Here is a 16750-nt window from a genome sequence, read left to right as displayed (position 1 = left end):
GTAGTGGAACGGTACTTTCAGGTACCGCCCCGGTTTTATGGCTCGATGAAGCTGCGCTGAGTGTGCTCAAGCGAGCTGCTGTCACCTTGCCGCAATTCACGTAGTCCTTGCAGAAGATTATTGATTCCGTCGTCAGGGACATCTTCAACAATATGATCCATAGGGCTAGGCAAGCCTACTCGTTCGATGGCTACTCCCGGAGGGAATTCATCATAATAAAAATCGCCATTGATACGGCTTAACCCATTGGGTAGCGGGCCTAGAGGAACTTGAGGTTTACCTTCCAGCGCGACTCGCATGTAATCGACCCAGATTGGCATGGATACGCCGCCGCCGGTCTCCCCTGACCCTAGCGATTTTGGACGGTCAAAGCCCATCCAGGCGATGCTGACGAGGTCAGGCGTATAGCCAGCAAACCAGGCGTCATGTGAGTCGTTCGTGGTGCCGGTTTTACCACCAATATCATTACGTTTCAGGGCTGCAGATGCTCTGGAGGCGGTACCTGAGGTAGCCACACCCCGCAAGAGATCACTCATGACGTAGGCTGTGCGAGGGTCGATAGCCTGCGCCCTGGCGTCACCAGCGATGACAGGCTTGGAGCGCATGATGATTTCACCTTGGCTGTCGGTCACATAATCGATCAGGTAGGGTTGAACGCGGTAGCCGCCGTTAGCAAAGACCGCGTAGCCACCCGCCAACTGCAGTGGTGTGACGCTGCCTGCGCCTAAAGCAACGGGCAAGACGGGAGGCTGGCGTTCGCGCTCGAAACCAAAGCGCGTGAGGTAGTCTTGAACATACTTCGGTCCGACCGCCTGCATGACACGTATAGACACCATATTCTTGGATTTGTATAGACCCTGGCGCATGGTCAGCATGGTTTCGTAGGTGCCGCCGTAGTTTTTAGGAGACCATGGCTGTGAACCTGTTTGTTCTCTAGTTAAGTGAAAGCGAGAGTCCGAAATTTGGGTGGCGGGTGTTAAGCCTTTTTCAAGAGCTGCCGCATACACAAATGGTTTGAATGCAGACCCTGGCTGACGCCATGCTTGCGTCACGCGGTTAAACTTCCCGTCTGAAAAATGGAAGCCACCCACCATTGCCTTAATCGCGCCATCTTGAGGGGCGATGGACACCAGCGACGCCTGAACGCTAGGCATGTTGATGACTTCCCAGTACTCACCGTTGTCAAAAAGATAGACGACCGAGCCTCGGGAGATACGTACCTTGTCGTTGGCGTTGGGCGTGAGTCCCCGCGCTACGATATTCAAGGCGCGTTTCTCGGTGATGTCAATGGTTTGATCTGCAGTGAGAGCTGCCGTGATTTTGGTGGGACTGGCCGATAGCACTACTGCAGTAAGCAGTTCGCCCGTATCAGGGTGATCTCGCTGTACAGATGCCAGGATGTCGCTAAATGCCTCTGCGTCGTTTTCAATGCCTTCTGCTAACGATACCTGCCCTTCAGGCCCTGGGAAAGGCATACGCTTTGTATAGTTATATACGCCGTTACGTACGCTGAGATAGGCGGCTTCCTGGTCTTTAGAGTTCACCGTGGTGTAGACGTTAAAGCCGCGGCTGTAAATATTGTCTTTGTAAACGCCGTGCAGCAACTGGCGGGCCAATTCGGCTACGTAATCGCCATGAATTGAGTAACCGCCCGCAGGGGTGCCAGGCGCCGAGCGGATTTCAATGGTTTGCTCTATGGCTTCGTCGTGTTCATCGGGGGTGATATAGCCCAAACTAAGCATGCGACGCAACACCACCAACTGCTGGCGTTTAGCTTCGTTATAGTTAGCGATAGGGTTATAGCGGGAAGGTGCGCGCGGGATCCCGGCAAGCATCGCTGCCTCGGCCAGGGTAATATCGGTAAGCTGTTTACCAAAGTAAGCCCGCGACGCAGCCGCAAAGCCATAGGCCCGATGGCCCAGGAAAATTTGATTCATATAAAGATCAAGAATTTGATCTTTGCTAAGTGCGGACTCGATTTTAAAGGTAAGCAGCAACTCGTAAAACTTACGCGTGTAGGTTTTTTCGGAAGACAAATAGAAGTTGCGCGCCAACTGCATGGTGATCGTGCTGGCCCCCTGCGTTTTGCGCATACTTATTACGTTGGCGAGGGCAGCGCGCGCTACACCGCGTATATCAATACCGCCATGCTGGTAGAATCGGTCATCTTCGGCCGCCAAAATGGCAGATTTCATGGCGTCAGGAATTTCGTCGAAATTCATGACGTTACGGCGCTCTTCGCCGAACTCGCCAATTAATACCTTGTCGGCTGTATAAATGCGCAACGGCACCCGTGGCCGATAGTCGGTCATTGCGCTAAGGTCTGGCAAATTAGGCCAGGCCAGGGCCAAGGCTAGCGACAGCAACAGTATGCCGCACAGGCCAGCGCCGGCGAAGATGGCAAACAGCTTAAATATAAAGCGTGCCAACCAGGATCCGGTCGACTGGCCGGGGCTATTATGCGAATTTTGGGCAGGGGAACTCATTGCAGATGATTTTAAGCCCAATGATGTGAAGACTTCGAATTGCGCATCAGGTTTATGTAACCGAATAATTCAAATTAGTGGTAGGCCTGCTAATTAAACAGGCTAATGGGATAATACACAAATGACAGACTCTTTACCCTTAGATCTAATGCAAGTTGAATCTTTAGCTCCAATTTCCGAAGACACGCTTCGATTGTTAGCACAGCCTGGCTTACAGTCTGTGTTTTTGGTCGGCATGATGGGCGCTGGTAAGACGACCATCGGCAGGCAGCTTGCAAAAGTTCTGGATCGCCAGTTCGTTGATTTGGATCACGAATTAGAAGCGCGCTGCGGTGTCAGGGTGTCGGTTATTTTTGACATCGAAGGAGAGCAAGGGTTCCGCAAACGCGAGACTTCTGCTCTGGACGCTTGTTCGCGCCAGACCAGCATTGTACTTGCTACTGGCGGGGGTGCGGTAATCTCTGCTGAAAATCGTGCGTATTTAAAGCAACGCGGGGTGGTAGTGTATCTAAGGGCCAGCGCAGAGGAGCTGTTCCGCCGTGTTTCTCGCGATAAAAACAGGCCATTGTTGCAAACCAGCAATCCACGTCAACGCCTTGGCGAGTTATTAGCCGAGCGTGAGCCTCTTTATCAGGAAGTAGCTGATATTGTCCTTGAAACAGGTAGCGCTCCAATTTCCACTGCGGTGCGGAATTTATTGGCTTTATTAAAAGAGAAAAAGGTAGCGTAATGAGTATCGTACACGTTGAAACCCCAGGCGGTTCTTATCCTATTCACGTAGCAGCAGGCCGTCTGGATCTGCTGGCTCAAAGCATTCCTGGAGACGTCACCACCATTGCCCTGATTAGTAACCCGACGATCATGTCACTGTATGGAGAGCGTGTACTGTCTGCCTTGGCTGCCAGTGGTAAACGAGTTATTCCGGTATCTATCCCTGATGGTGAAGCCTACAAAAACTGGGAAACCCTGAACCTTATCTTTGACGCTCTGTTAGGCGAGCGTCTGGATCGAAAGGCGTTGGTTGTAGCTTTGGGTGGAGGGGTAGTTGGTGATATCAGTGGCTTTGCCGCGGCCTCGTTTATGCGCGGTATCCGTTTTTTGCAGGTGCCAACGACCTTGTTGTCACAGGTAGATTCCTCGGTGGGTGGAAAAACTGCCATCAACCATCCTTTGGGTAAAAACATGATAGGTGCCTTCTATCAGCCTATTGCCGTGGAAATTGATATTGATGTGCTCTCGACGCTGCCTGCCCGAGAAATTTCAGCCGGTTTGGCCGAAGTCATCAAGTACGGCATGATTACCGATGCGGCATTTTTCGATTGGTGCGAAGTTAACGCCGAGGCGCTGGTTCGTCGTGATGCTGACGTGATTAGTTATGCGGTACAGCGCTCTTGTGAGATCAAGGCCCAGGTGGTGTCTCAAGACGAAAGAGAGTCCGGCTTGCGCGCCACTCTTAATTTTGGCCATACCTTTGGCCACGCAATTGAATCCGGCTTGGGCTATGGCGAATGGCTGCATGGCGAAGCAGTGGGTTGTGGAATGGTCATGGCTGCCGAGCTTTCTGCCGAACTGTGCGGCTTAGACCGTGGTAGCGTAGAGCGTGTGCGTGCCTTGTCGGCCGCGATAGGTTGTCCCGTCGAGCCACCGCAGTGGCCTGCCGAGCGTTGGGTCGAGCTGATGGGTATAGATAAAAAAGCAGAAGGCGGGCAATTGCGCTTCGTGCTAATGCCTAAAATCGGACAAAGTCATGTCGAGACGGTTAGTCCTGAGCTTGTGACCAGGGTAATTGATCGTTTTGCTACAGTTTAGGAGTGAAGTTTATGGCGTCACTAGCGGTATACGCATGTCATCCGGAACAAAGTCGTGGTAGGCGCCATAGCGAAGCAGCGCCCATAGGACGCAACGCCTTCCAGCGTGATCGAGATCGCATTATTCATTGCAACGCCTTTCGTTTGCTCGAATACAAAACCCAGGTATTTATTAATCACGAAGGCGATTTATTCCGTACCAGGCTGACTCACAGTATTGAGGTGGCTCAAATAGCTCGTTCATTAGCGCGCAACCTGCATCTGCACGAGGATTTAATCGAAGCTATCGCCTTGGCGCATGACCTTGGACACACGCCTTTTGGCCATGCGGGTCAAGATGAATTAAATGCCTGCATGCGCGAGCTAAGCCCCGAGGCAGGTGGTTTTGAACATAATTTACAGAGCCTGCGGGTTGTCGACACTCTTGAAGAGCGATATGCCGCCTTTGAAGGGCTAAACCTTTGTTTTGAGACTCGCGAAGGCATTTTAAAGCACTGTAACTTAAAACATGCGCGGTTACTGGGTGATGTTGGCGAGCGATTTATTAACCGCCATCAGCCTTCGTTAGAAGCGCAGATTGCTAATCTCGCAGATGAAATTGCTTACAATAATCATGATATCGACGATGGTTTACGTTCGGGTTTAATCAGTATTCCTCAATTACTTGAGGTGCCGATTTTTGCTGAGCATTACGATGTGGTGCTGACGAACTATCCAGACATAGAGCGCAAACGATTGGTCGCCGAGGTGGTTCGCGCCATGATCAACACTCTGGTGCAAGATCTTACGCACACTACTCAGTACAACCTGAACCAGGCTAAGCCGGGCAGCGTGGACGAGTTACGCCTGGCTGGTCCCATGGCTGCATTCTCCGATGCAATGCGCAGGCAAGCCACTGAGCTCAAGCAGTTTCTTCATAGCAACTTGTATCGCCATCATCAGGTTTTACGCATGATGACCAAGGCTCGCCGTATCGTACGAGAGCTATTTGTGGCGTTTTCAGACAACCCCCGCTTGCTGGCAGTGGAACATCGGCGCGAAGATCCAATAGAGCAGGCTCGTGCTATCTCGGACTACATCGCTGGCATGACTGATAGGCATGCCATCCGCGAGCATCAGCATTTATTTAAGATGTAAGCCTGCATTCGCGTAACCAGGGCCTCTGCTGCGCCAAGCTGCAAGCAGAGCCGAGATGTGGCCCAGGCTCTGCTTTGCAAGCTACAGAGAGGTTTAAGCGATCACACCAGTGCTCGCAGCGAAGGCAGTAACTCTCGCAGGTAGCGCCCTGTATGGCTCTCTGGGCAGCGGGCTATCGTTTCCGGAGTACCCTCCACGACAATCTGTCCCCCGCTGATCCGCCTTCCGGCCCCATGTCAACAACCCAGTCAGCGGTTTTGATCACGTCTAGGTTGTGCTCAATAACCACCACAGTGTTACCCGCTTCCACTAGCTTGCGTAACACTTCGAGCAGCAAGGCGATATCTTGAAAATGCAGGCCTGTAGTGGGTTCGTCAAGCACGTAAAGAGTACGGCCGGTGCTGCGGCGCGAGAGTTCTAGTGCCAGTTTGACTCGTTGGGCCTCGCCTCCGGAAAGCGTAGTGGCGCTTTGCCCCAGGCGTAAATACGACAGTCCTACGTCCATTAAGGTATCCAGCTTGCGCGCAATAGCTGGGATTGCCTCAAAATAGCTCAGCGCCTGCTCAACGGTAAGGTCAAGGACTTCACTGATGTTCTTGCCGCGATAGCGGATGTCGAGAGTTTCGCGGTTATAGCGCAAACCGTGGCATACATCGCAGGGCACATACACATCAGGCAGAAAATGCATTTCTACTTTTACTACGCCGTCACCTTGGCAAGCCTCACATCGTCCGCCTTTTACGTTAAATGAAAAGCGGCCAGGATCGTAACCGCGTACCCGTGCCTCCGGTACGCCAGAAAAAGTTCGCGTATAGGTGTGAACATGCCAGTGTATGTTGCAGGGTTGCTGCGAGGCGTACGACCGATTGGGCTTTGGTCTACGTTAATGATTTTGTCGAAGTGCTCCAGGCCATTCAGGGCCTCGAAGGGAGCGGGTTCGGTTTGTGCGCGATGTAAGCGCTGCGACACGGCAGTGGCCAAGGTGTCGTTAATCAAGGTGGACTTCCCTGAGCCGGATACTCCTGAAATACAAACGAAGCGCCCTGCAGGGATGCGTAAGGTTACCGACTTCAAGTTATTGCCGGTGGCCCCTTTGAGTTCCAGATAATTCAACTCATCGGTAATTGGGCGCCGTACAGGGATAGCAATGCTTTTTTTACCGCTCAGGTATTGACCGGTTAGCGAGGCCTCGTTAGCAAGGACTTCGGCAGGCGTGCCCGATGCAACCACGTTGCCGCCGTGTTCACCAGCTCCGGGACCCATGTCTACGACAAAGTCAGCGCTGCGGATCATGTCTTCGTCATGCTCCACCACAATGACACTGTTACCGAGGTCGCGCAGATGTTGCAGTGTTTCAATTAACTTATCGTTATCGCGTTGGTGCAGGCCGATTGAAGGTTCGTCGAGCACATACATAACGCCTGTCAGGCCCGAGCCGATCTGGCTGGCCAGGCGTATGCGCTGTGACTCACCACCAGAGATCGTGTCTGCACTACGGTCCAGCGATAGATAATTAAGCCCTACATTATTCAGGAACTGCAGCCTTGCCTGTATCTCTTGAACAATACGTTCAGCAATTTCTTTTTGGCGCCGCTTAGCTGCAGTTCCTGGAACCACAGCAGGCAATCCGCAAGGGATAGTGCTTCTACTTCGTAAATTGCCTGGGGATCGTTTTCTCCGAGCAGCACATTACGTGCTTCGGTACGCAGGCGGGAGCCCTGACAAGAAGGACAGGTACGGGTGCGGCGCAGTTTAGACAGCTCTTCCCGGACTGCTGAGGACTCGGTTTCACGCCACCGACGTTCGAGGTTGGGGATGACTCCTTCGAAAGCATGCGTTTTGACCGTTGTTTTGCCTTTTTCATTTAAATATAAAAAAGCAATTTCTTCGGTGCCTGATCCGTAAAGAATGCGCTCTTGCGTATCAGGGTCGAGTGAGTCGAAAGGCGCCTCAATGTCAAAACCATAATGGGCAGCCAGGCTGGTGAGCAGTGTGTAGGTAAAGGCATTACGGCGATCCCATCCACTGATGGCACCGCTGGCCAGGCTCAGGTCCGGAAAGGCGACTACTCGCTTGGGGTCGAAAAAATCAACCAGACCTAAACCCCCGCAGTCAGGGCAGGCACCTGCAGGATTGTTGAAGCTGAATAAGCGAGGCTCGAGTTCGGCCAGGCTATAGTCGCAAGCGGGGCAGGCATAGTGGCTGCTGAACATATGCTCTTTAGAGTCGTCCATGTTCAGGGCGACTGCACGGCCCTGGGCCAGTTCAAGCGCAGTTTCGAAGCTCTCTGCCAAGCGCTGGGCGCTTTCGGGTTTGACACGTAGCCTGTCGATTACAACATCAATGCTGTAAGGCTGACCGGCAGGAGGGGATTCGAAGTCGTCAATCGCGCCGACCACGCCGTTTACGCGTATACGCACAAAGCCTTGTGCCTGCAAAGCTTGCAGACGTTGTTTGAAATCGTCGCTAACAGAACGGGCTACAGGTGCCAAAATAGAAATTCGCGTTTCGTCGGGCCACGTCAATACGTGGTCTACCATCTGGCTGATGTTCTGTGCCTGCAAAGGCAACTGGTGAACAGGACAGTGCGGCGTGCCAACTCGGGCGTACAATAGCCTCAAGTAGTCATGAATTTCGGTGGTTGTGCCCACGGTAGACCGAGGGTTATTGCCCGCCGATTTTTGTTCAATGGAGATAGCCGGGGATAAGCCCTCGATCAGATCCACGTCGGGTTTATCCATGAGCTGCAGAAACTGTCGCGCATAGGCCGACAAGCTTTCGACGTATCGTCGTTGCCCTTCTGCGTACAGCGTATCGAAGGCAAGGGAAGATTTTCCCGAACCTGACAAACCCGTGACGACAACAAGTTGCCGTCTGGGCAAGTCGATAGACAGGTTTTTTAAATTGTGCGTACGGGCGCCCCTGATGCGTATCGCTTCCATCTGAGTAGGGTATCGGATCTTTTTAAAAGGCAACTTGCTACTATAGCGCGCTAGCCCAGCTTATGTGCCAGTGTGTGAGAGCCCGCCTATATGCCAAACCGTATTTTGAGTGTTGCATGAGTCAAACAGAAGTCATAGAAAATAACAACGTAAAGCGCCAACGCCTTAGCCTTACGCCCTTAGAGCGTAAATCCAGCATGATGCTGGCATTGCTATTTGCGTCGCGGATGTTAGGGTTGTTTTTATTGACCCCGATTTTCGCCGTAGCTGCGCATGCGCTTCCCGGGGGAAACGACGCGGTCAAAGTGGGTTTGGCACTGGGGGCATATGGTTTAACCCAAGCCATAATGCAAATTCCGTTAGGGATGGCATCGGATCGTTTTGGTCGGCGACCCGTGATTGTGGCTGGGATGCTGCTGTTCATTATAGGCGGTATTGTTTGTGCGCTCGCCAATAGTGTTGATGGCATTATCGTGGGCCGTACGCTTCAGGGTGTGGGCGCCGTGTCGGCGGCCATCACTGCGTGGGTTGCGGATGCCACCCGGCCCGAAGTTCGAACCCGTGCAATGGCGATGGTGGGGGCGTCAATTGGCTTGTCCTTCGCCGTGTCATTAGTGTTGTCACCCGTGCTGGTAGGGCAGTTCGGCCTGTCAGGCCTGTTCTGGGCGATTAGTTTGCTGGGCTTCATTTGCTTACTGATTGCGGCCTTTCTGGTGCCAGCTGTGCCACGCGGTTCAGACCCGATTATTCAGGCTAGCGCGCGAGATGTGCTGGGTCACCGTGATTTGCTTCGCCTTAATTTTGGTGTTTTCTCGCTACACTTTATCTTGATGATGCTGTTTATTGTGGTGCCGGGCGTGTTAGCTCAAGTGGGCGGCTTCGATATGGAAAGCCTATGGAAGGTGTATTTGCCCGTCATGCTGGTGTCTTTCGTGTTCATGGTGCCTGCCGTGTTCTATACCGAGACGCGCAAACGCCATAAGGGCATGTTGGAAATTTCGGTGCTTGTGCTGGCGCTTTCGCTGGGCTTTATGCCGTGGGCTATGCAAAGCCTTGCCGGGATGGTGGTAGCCTTGCTGGTGTTTTTTATTGCTTTTAATATATTGGAGGCTTTGCAGCCGTCTTTGGTTTCACGTGTGGCTCCGGCGAATTACAAGGGGCTGGCCCTTGGTTTTTATAATACCTCGCAATCATTGGGCGTGTTTGGTGGCGGGGTGGTAGGCGGACTAGTGGCTGCATATGGCAGCCCCCAGATGGTGGTCTGGATCGGTTCGGGTTTGGCATTGCTTTGGCTGCTGAATACCAGGCGTCTGAAAACCACAATATGAGTCGTTCGAGATTGATGCTGCGTTCGAGGATAAATGCGTCAATTCGTATTTTTACCTTGAGCCCTAGGTTATAGCCGCACAATCGTCGATAATTCTAAACATTACGTTATTTAGTACAGGATAAAGTCATGGCATCGGTTAACAAGGTCATATTGGTAGGTAATTTGGGGCGCGATCCTGAAGTTCGCTACGGCGCAGAAGGTAACGCAATTTGTAATATCTCAATTGCCACTACCTCTAACTGGAAAGACAAGGCTACGGGCGAGCGCCGCGAAGAAACAGAATGGCATCGGGTGGTGTTTTATAACAGGCTTGCAGAGATCGCTGGTGAGTACCTGCGTAAGGGGCGTTCTGTATATGTAGAAGGTCGCCTCCGCACGCGTAAATGGCAAGGGCAAGATGGTAAAGACAACTACACCACCGAAGTGATAGCAGATCAAATGCAAATGTTGGGTGGCCGCGAAAGCGGTGGTGCTGAGTTTAGCGGGGGCGGGGGCGATTATCAGTCCGGTTCCGCACCTGCGCGCGCACCTCAACAACAACGTCAGGCGCCGCAGCAGCAAGCCCCGGCCCAGCAACCGCAGCGTCAACCTCAAGCTAATCCATATCAAGCACCTGTGGATAACCTGGCCGATATGGATGATGATATTCCGTTCTGACCGTTAAGGCTGGTTCAAAACTTACCAGCTTTGAGTCCAGATGCATTAGTAAGCCCCGTCAGTTTCATGCTGATGGGGCTTTTTTATATTCTAAAGTGCAGGCTCAGCCAGGAGTGATGGATAAGGTAGCGTTGCTATTTATTAAGGAGTGTTTACTCGAGAAACAATCTGTTTCCTCGTTGAGATGTAATGACCGGGCTTTGTTGATATGGTGGTTTTACTGCGTTGTGAAATGTAGTTGGCAGAAGCTGTTGTCGTCGTATCGCCCCTGCGGGGGGTAATCCATCATTTGTAAAATGGAAGGAACGTTATGAACACAAAACCCTCTGATAGCAAAACAAACAATGTACAGCCCTTCAAGCCTTTAGACGTGGCCGCTATTCGTGCTGCGGCGAAGCAGCATGTGGATGATGGAGCCGTGTCCTCGGGGTATCAAGGAAACCGTGAAGCCATCATTAAGATGCTGAACGAGGCGGTAGCCACTGAGTGGGTCTGTGTGCTGCGCTATATGCGCCATTATTTCACAGCAACGGGTCTAAACAACGAAGCAATCAAGGCAGAGTTCCTTGAGCACGCTACCCAAGAACAAGAGCATGCCAATCGCATTGCCGAGCGTATTGTGCAGCTAAATGGCGAACCAGATCTGGATCCGGCGACGCTCTTGCAACGTAGTCATGCGGAGTATGACGATAGTCAGGACATCAAGTCAATGATTCGTGCCAACCTGATCGCAGAACGTATTGCCATTGAGTCGTATCGCCAGATGATTGAACGAATTGGCGATACAGACCCGACGACTCGACAGATGCTGATCGAGATTATGGCTGTTGAAGAAGATCATGCTGATGATATGAGTGATTTGCTGGACTTGTAAGACGGGCCTGGCTCTGGCTGGTTTTTATACACAGAGACCTGCGAAAGGTCTCTGTGTGACTCTTTGGTATTGACGCCACGCTTGGGAAATCAATGCCTCGTTCCTGAGTGCTCGTTTTCCGTACGCGGTGTTTCAATGTCAGCGAGACGGGACGCTGGTTATACGGTATCAATAGTTGTGGTTTTTTTACAGCAACTCAGTGTGTCACTTCTTGCATAGTCGTATTGTTTTTAAGTTCTATTGTGGTTTTCCCCATAAGTGCGCTACACTTGAATGCTTCGCCGTAATATAAATTTCTTGATTACAGCGTTCTGGTTGGTACTTGTATCTTAATACACCAGCCTTTAATCATGGCATTGCATCTTCTTTAGGTCATTGTTGGGGTTCGTAGCTTTTTGCTTTCGCTCCTTGCTCACGACCAACAATCAGCGCATGCCATACGTCATCGCACTCTGACCCCGAACCCTTCTGCTTGCGGCATTCGTTCCCGCAACGTTGTAGGTTGATTGGTCGGCTCGATGCTTCCAATCAACCAGCGCAAATAAGCACAATGGTGCGCTTGCGCATTTGTAGCCGTATTATGCGGCGGAATAATCCATGTCTTTTGAAACCCTCGGTTTAAATACCGCATTGTTGTCAGCCGTTATTAAAGCTGGCTTTACTACACCCACGCCTGTACAAGAGCAATCCATTCCTAAGGCCATCGAAGGCTTTGACTTGATGGTGTCTGCACAGACAGGCAGTGGCAAAACAGCTGCGTTTATGTTGCCTGCGCTACATAAACTGGCACAAAATCCACCTGCAAAAAATGCGGGTGTTTCGGTGCTGGTGTTAACACCAACACGTGAATTGGCCCTGCAAGTAGCAGAAGCCACTAAAACTTATGGCGCTCATATTCGTGACTTGCGTGTTGCCGTGGTCGTGGGCGGTATGCCTTACGGTGCGCAACTTAAAGCCTTGTCACGTCGCGTCGATGTATTGGTCGCCACACCTGGGCGTTTGATTGATCACATCAATGCCAAGCGAGTCAAATTAGGCGATGTACACACTTTGGTTCTTGATGAAGCCGACCGTATGCTGGATATGGGCTTTATTGAAGACATCGAATCCATCGTTTCCAAAACACCGCGTCAGCGTCAGACATTGTTGTTCTCTGCCACCCTCGACGGCACGATTGCCCGTTTGGCTGGCAAGATGATGAATGAGCCTGTCTCCATCGAAGTGTCCGGCCATAAACAGAAGCACGAGAACATCACCCAGGCTCTGCTTTATGCAGACGATGGTCAGCATAAAGGTCGTTTGCTGGATCACCTGTTGCGTGACGCCAGCCTCGACCAGGCTATTGTGTTCACTTCCACAAAGCGTGGTGCTGATGAATTGGCTGATCGTCTTTGCGAAGAGGGCTTTTCAGCCGGTGCGTTGCATGGTGACATGAACCAGCGCCAGCGTACGCGTACGTTGGGCTTGCTGCAGCGTGGCCGCATTCGCATTCTGGTGGCCACCGACGTAGCCGCCCGTGGTATTGATGTTCAAGGTATCAGCCACGCTATTAATTACGATCTTCCTATGCAGCCAGAAGACTACACTCACCGTATCGGCCGTACCGGGCGTGCAGGTAACAGTGGTTTAGCCTACACCCTGGCTGTGCATTCAGAGCGCCATAAAGTTCGTCGTATCGAGCATTTTATTGGCCAGCCTATTGCCGTCGAAGTAATTGCTGGTCTAGAGCCTACAAAGTCCGTTCGTCCTACTTATAGTGCTCGCAAAGGCAAAGGCGCACCTCGTGGCCGTAGTGGTTCTGGTGGTGGTTATGCTGGTGCAGCAGGTGGCGGCGCAGGTCGCTTTGAGCACCGTCGTGATAACGCCAGTGCTCCACGCACTCCGGCAGCACGCCGTGATCGCCCACTGTTTGACGAACGTATGCTTGATCAGGCTCCCACCTTTGGTGCCAGCTCAGATCGTCCTCGTACCGAGCAACGTGGGGCAAAAGATTCGCGTAGCCCCCGTCGTGAAGGTGGCTTCCAGGAACGTTCACCTGGTGGCCGTCCAGCCGCACGTGGTAACGATGCAGCTGGTGGTCGCGGAAAACCTCAAGGCCAGGGTCGTCCCAGCGCCGGACGTCCTGCACAGCGTAGTACAGAAGGCCGTCCGGCAAGTCGTCCCAACACGCGCCCGGCTGCATATTAATGTAGTACGTTAGTAAACACGGAAAGCCGCGCTTTTAACGAAGCGCGGCTTTTTTTGCGTAGATACGATTGATGATTTTGAAGAGTGGGCTGCTATTGCTTGGAAATGGCCTGATACGCCGTCGCAGCGTTATGAACGTGCTGTGTAGCCAGTAGATTTGCAAGTTCGGCATTGCCCGCAATAACCGCATTGAGTATTTGTGCGTGTTCTTCCCAGTTTTGCTCAATGCGCTGCATATTGCTTGGCGCAAACAGCAGGGCAGTACGGTCGCGCAGGGTACGCATTAAATCGGTTAGCACAACGTTGCCGGCTGTGGTGGCGAGCGATTCGTGGAAGTGGCTGTTAAGGGTGTTGACGGCGTCCAGATCATTGGCAGCCAGGGCATCCCGGCCTTGCTGCAGAATAGACTGCAGGTTTTTTATGGTTTTATCGTCTCGACGCTGTGCAGCCAGCTTTGCATTTAGCCCTTCAAGAGTGGCGCGCACTTCGGCCATATCGAAGGCAATTTCATCTGATAGCACTGCTACCGATGCCCCCCGGCGTGGTTCGATAGTGATCAGACCTTCTGAAGCCAGTTCTCGCAGTGCTTCGCGGACGGGGATGCGTGAGACGCCCATTTCTTCTGAAAGCTTTCCTTCGACCAAACGATCGCCAGGATGGAATTCCCCGCTCAGGATTCGCTTACGCAGCTGATCACGTACCACCGCAAAGAGAGGAGCATGTTGATCACCAATTTTGGTTTCATTTTTTTTGAAGTGGCAAAATTGCCAACGCTGATAGACGGTATATTCATAAAATGACTTCAGGCACACGAGTGAGAGTAACTACATTATATAGTGGATATCGTATACCAGCCCAAGAGCAAAACGACTCTTAAAACAGGCTTTTGAAAATGAGGCCGATAGCGCTGATCGAACAAAAACCTAATAACAGGCGTTTTACGGCGATGGCGCTGACGGCATGCCTCACTTTACTGGATAAGGAAAATCCTAACAGCATGAAGGGCCATAAAATGGCGCTCAGGATGGCTTCGCGAAGGGTAAATAAACCTGCTATGCCTAGGCTGAACAGCGAAAATGATGCGCCCAGGAATAAGGTTGCTCCTAACGAGGCCCGTAAATTAGCGGGAACTAAATTCTGCATGGCGATGGCTAGGGACGGAGCACCGACCGAGGTAAGTGTGCCCATAATTCCGGAGACTACACCGGCGATACCCATGTTTTTACGGTTAGGTGCGATGCGCAAGCCTGAAATACTTAAGAGAACCGCAATAAGGATGAACACGCCAAATAGTAACTCCAGCACATTTTTACTTAGCTGTGTCATGGCGAGAACGGCAAATATTGTACCTACCGCCCGTCCACTAACAGCTGTAGCCACCACTTTTGGAATAATATGTTGCCGTTCCCGTAATGCGGCCAGCAGAGATACCGAGCCCCCTAAAGCAAGTAGTGGGCCAGGTACGAGCTCTGGGAAAAACACTACAGCCACGGGCGCGGCGAACATGGCGAAGCCTACTCCCCCAACCCCTTGCAAAAAGGCGGCGATGGCGACAACGAGCGCCAGAATAACGTATTGCCACAGGCCTGCCTGGCCTAGCTCGCTGATCAGCATAGAAATGGGCGTGTAAAAAATAGTTGAAAACGGTTTTATTGTATATCGTATTCAGATAATTATCCCGCAATGCATTTTGTTTGCAGGTTTACCCTAGATTTACCCCGTTCTCGTTGCTGTACTCTTCAAATTACATATAGTATACCGTTTATTATTAAAGTAATTATGCAGACCGGAGGGGATATGCAGGTTGACGTAGTCTTGAACGCGGCTCATTGGGCCTACTTGTTGGGGGTGGTTGTGATCATCATTACGATGATCTTCCGAGCCAACGTCGTTGTTCCTGCAGTCATTGGAACATTTCTTGTGATTACGGCCCTTACGGATAATCCGATCAATGGAATTATCGGTATTTTTTCAGCAAGTTTTGTGGCAGCACAAGAGCTATTTAATATCTTCCTGGTCATTACCTTCATGACGGCCCTGCTGAATTCATTGAAGCGGCTGGAAGCCGATGTAAAAATGGTGGCGCCTTTTCGTAAAGTGATGATTAACAGTGGTTCATCATTCTTGATGATTGGCGCAGCCACTTATTTTATCTCTCTGTTTTTCTGGCCCACACCTGCCGTTCCCCTGGTTTCCGCTATTTTATTGCCTGCTGCTATTGCTGCTGGTTTGCCACCTTTGGTGGGCGCAATGGTAATTGCTATCTGTGGTCAGGGAATGGCGCTGTCCGCTGACTACATCATTGGCGTGGCACCCGGTATTAGCGCTAAGGCCGCCGGTGCCGGAGTTAGTGCCTTAGTGGTAGCGGATCGTGCGCTGGTGTTGTCCTGGATTACAGGTGGCGTAGCCTTGGTATTGGTTTTCTTCACCATGCGCAAGCACTTCAAGCCGGCCAGCCAGGAGCATCTCGATATATGGATGGCACAGACTATGGATTCAGATCTGGCACGAGTTGAGGCGGAAGGCACTTATGACAAGGCTGAGATTGCCAGGGGCACGGCAGATGAGCCTGGAATAACGCATCCTAGGCTGAGTGCATCCGAAGAGAAAAAATCAAAATTTTTGGCCGTCTTGACTCCTATCGCTTTCATTGGGGTCATCGCAATCATGATCGTTCCTCGCTTTGTACCCGATATGCCGGTTCTGCGTGGCGGGGATGCAGCTGGTTTGGTAGGCGGGACAGCGTTTATCTTAATGATGATCGCTACTTATTTAGCTGAAGGCCCGCGCCGTATGCTGGATGCCTGTCCAGACCACATGACTGATGGCTTTGTGTTCGCGTTCAGGGCGATGGGCGCGGTTCTTCCTATTGCTGGTTTCTTCTTTCTGGGTGCTAGCGAAGCGACCGCCTCGATTTTGGGTATTGACCAGGCCGATGCACCGAGCCTGTTGTTTGAACTCATTTCGGCAGGTCAGCAATTTATTCCCGAGAATCACTTTATGGTGGCCTTCGGAGTGCTGCTAGTCGGCATTATCTCGGGCATTGATGGCTCAGGATTTTCGGGTTTGCCACTGACAGGAACCCTGTCGGGCGCCCTGGCTCCGGTTTCGGGACTGGATGTAGAGACACTGGCTGCTGTCGGGCAGATTGGCGCTATCTGGACGGGCGGCGGCACGCTGATTGCTTGGTCTTCATTGATTGCTGTGGCTGGTTTTGCCCGGGTCCATATTCTGGATTTGGTGCGAGCCTTAACCGTGCCGGTATTGACTGGTATGGCCATCTCTACTATCTGTGCAGTGCTGCTGTTCTAGAAAGGTGTTTAGCGGGT

General features: G+C 51.8%; 11 protein-coding genes and 1 pseudogene. 8 read left to right on the top strand and 4 right to left on the bottom strand.

Annotation, left to right across the window (positions count from 1 at the left end; all coding sequences use genetic code 11):
* Window positions 1–35: 35 nt before the first annotated feature.
* On the bottom strand, window positions 36–2486 hold the full coding sequence (locus L1889_RS14560) for a penicillin-binding protein 1A (RefSeq protein ID WP_238665700.1): 2451 nt from the start codon (window positions 2484–2486) through the stop codon (window positions 36–38).
* 121 nt (window positions 2487–2607) lie between these two features.
* Between L1889_RS14560 and L1889_RS14555 the strand changes: the two genes are divergently transcribed.
* Genes L1889_RS14555 through L1889_RS14545 form a run of 3 tightly spaced genes read left to right on the top strand, consistent with a single transcriptional unit; the run spans window position 2608 to window position 5431 of the window.
* Window positions 2608–3216: a shikimate kinase gene (locus L1889_RS14555; protein ID WP_308217652.1), complete on the top strand. Its 609-nt coding sequence runs from the start codon at window positions 2608–2610 to the stop codon at window positions 3214–3216.
* On the top strand, window positions 3216–4295 hold the full coding sequence (gene aroB, locus L1889_RS14550; RefSeq protein WP_238665699.1) for a 3-dehydroquinate synthase: 1080 nt from the start codon (window positions 3216–3218) through the stop codon (window positions 4293–4295). Before L1889_RS14555 ends, aroB begins: the two co-directional genes overlap by 1 nt.
* A gap of 11 nt (window positions 4296–4306) precedes the next feature.
* Complete coding sequence (locus L1889_RS14545) at window positions 4307–5431, top strand: deoxyguanosinetriphosphate triphosphohydrolase (RefSeq protein ID WP_238665698.1); 1125 nt, start codon at window positions 4307–4309, stop codon at window positions 5429–5431.
* 101 nt (window positions 5432–5532) lie between these two features.
* Here the strand turns inward: L1889_RS14545 and uvrA are convergent.
* Window positions 5533–8373 (bottom strand): annotated as a pseudogene (uvrA, locus tag L1889_RS14540) (excinuclease ABC subunit UvrA).
* 116 nt (window positions 8374–8489) lie between these two features.
* Between uvrA and L1889_RS14535 the strand changes: the two are divergent.
* The 4 genes from L1889_RS14535 (at window position 8490) to L1889_RS14520 (ending at window position 13421) form a co-directional block, all read left to right on the top strand.
* Window positions 8490–9701, top strand: a complete 1212-nt coding sequence (locus L1889_RS14535; protein WP_238665697.1) for an MFS transporter — start codon at window positions 8490–8492, stop codon at window positions 9699–9701.
* A 128-nt stretch (window positions 9702–9829) separates the two neighbouring features.
* Window positions 9830–10360, top strand: coding sequence for a single-stranded DNA-binding protein (gene ssb / locus L1889_RS14530; protein ID WP_238665696.1), 531 nt, complete (start codon window positions 9830–9832; stop codon window positions 10358–10360).
* A 310-nt stretch (window positions 10361–10670) separates the two neighbouring features.
* Complete coding sequence (locus tag L1889_RS14525) at window positions 10671–11234, top strand: ferritin-like domain-containing protein (RefSeq protein ID WP_238665695.1); 564 nt, start codon at window positions 10671–10673, stop codon at window positions 11232–11234.
* Window positions 11235–11831: 597 nt separating this feature from the next.
* Window positions 11832–13421 (top strand): DEAD/DEAH box helicase, encoded by a 1590-nt coding sequence (locus L1889_RS14520; RefSeq protein WP_238665694.1) that lies wholly within the window; start codon window positions 11832–11834, stop codon window positions 13419–13421.
* Window positions 13422–13513: 92 nt separating this feature from the next.
* On the opposite strand, the gene L1889_RS14515 is transcribed toward L1889_RS14520, so the two are convergent.
* Both L1889_RS14515 and L1889_RS14510 read right to left on the bottom strand, forming a co-directional pair.
* Window positions 13514–14155: a GntR family transcriptional regulator gene (locus tag L1889_RS14515; protein ID WP_238665952.1), complete on the bottom strand. Its 642-nt coding sequence runs from the start codon at window positions 14153–14155 to the stop codon at window positions 13514–13516.
* Window positions 14156–14294: 139 nt separating this feature from the next.
* Window positions 14295–15035, bottom strand: coding sequence for a sulfite exporter TauE/SafE family protein (locus tag L1889_RS14510; RefSeq protein WP_238665693.1), 741 nt, complete (start codon window positions 15033–15035; stop codon window positions 14295–14297).
* A gap of 183 nt (window positions 15036–15218) precedes the next feature.
* Here L1889_RS14510 and L1889_RS14505 point away from each other — a divergent pair, with 183 nt between their 5' ends.
* Window positions 15219–16733, top strand: a complete 1515-nt coding sequence (locus L1889_RS14505; RefSeq protein WP_238665692.1) for a hypothetical protein — start codon at window positions 15219–15221, stop codon at window positions 16731–16733.
* Window positions 16734–16750: the final 17 nt, after the last annotated feature.

Source organism: Paenalcaligenes niemegkensis (assembly GCF_022230885.1).
GTDB classification, from domain to species: domain Bacteria; phylum Pseudomonadota; class Gammaproteobacteria; order Burkholderiales; family Burkholderiaceae_B; genus Paenalcaligenes; species Paenalcaligenes niemegkensis.
This window is presented reverse-complemented; position numbering and strand designations above follow the sequence as displayed.

Excerpts from the sequence above, each read along its gene's own strand:
- aroB (WP_238665699.1), top strand. The coding sequence starts at position 3,216 with ATGAGTATCGTACACGTTGAAACCCCAGGCGGTTCTTATCCTATTCAC.
- L1889_RS14560 (WP_238665700.1), bottom strand. The coding sequence starts at position 2,486 with ATGAGTTCCCCTGCCCAAAATTCGCATAATAGCCCCGGCCAGTCGACC.
- L1889_RS14505 (WP_238665692.1), top strand. The coding sequence starts at position 15,219 with ATGCAGGTTGACGTAGTCTTGAACGCGGCTCATTGGGCCTACTTGTTG.
- L1889_RS14535 (WP_238665697.1), top strand. The coding sequence starts at position 8,490 with ATGAGTCAAACAGAAGTCATAGAAAATAACAACGTAAAGCGCCAACGC.
- L1889_RS14545 (WP_238665698.1), top strand. The coding sequence starts at position 4,307 with ATGGCGTCACTAGCGGTATACGCATGTCATCCGGAACAAAGTCGTGGT.
- L1889_RS14520 (WP_238665694.1), top strand. The coding sequence starts at position 11,832 with ATGTCTTTTGAAACCCTCGGTTTAAATACCGCATTGTTGTCAGCCGTT.
- ssb (WP_238665696.1), top strand. The coding sequence starts at position 9,830 with ATGGCATCGGTTAACAAGGTCATATTGGTAGGTAATTTGGGGCGCGAT.
- L1889_RS14525 (WP_238665695.1), top strand. The coding sequence starts at position 10,671 with ATGAACACAAAACCCTCTGATAGCAAAACAAACAATGTACAGCCCTTC.
- L1889_RS14510 (WP_238665693.1), bottom strand. The coding sequence starts at position 15,035 with ATGCTGATCAGCGAGCTAGGCCAGGCAGGCCTGTGGCAATACGTTATT.
- L1889_RS14555 (WP_308217652.1), top strand. The coding sequence starts at position 2,608 with ATGACAGACTCTTTACCCTTAGATCTAATGCAAGTTGAATCTTTAGCT.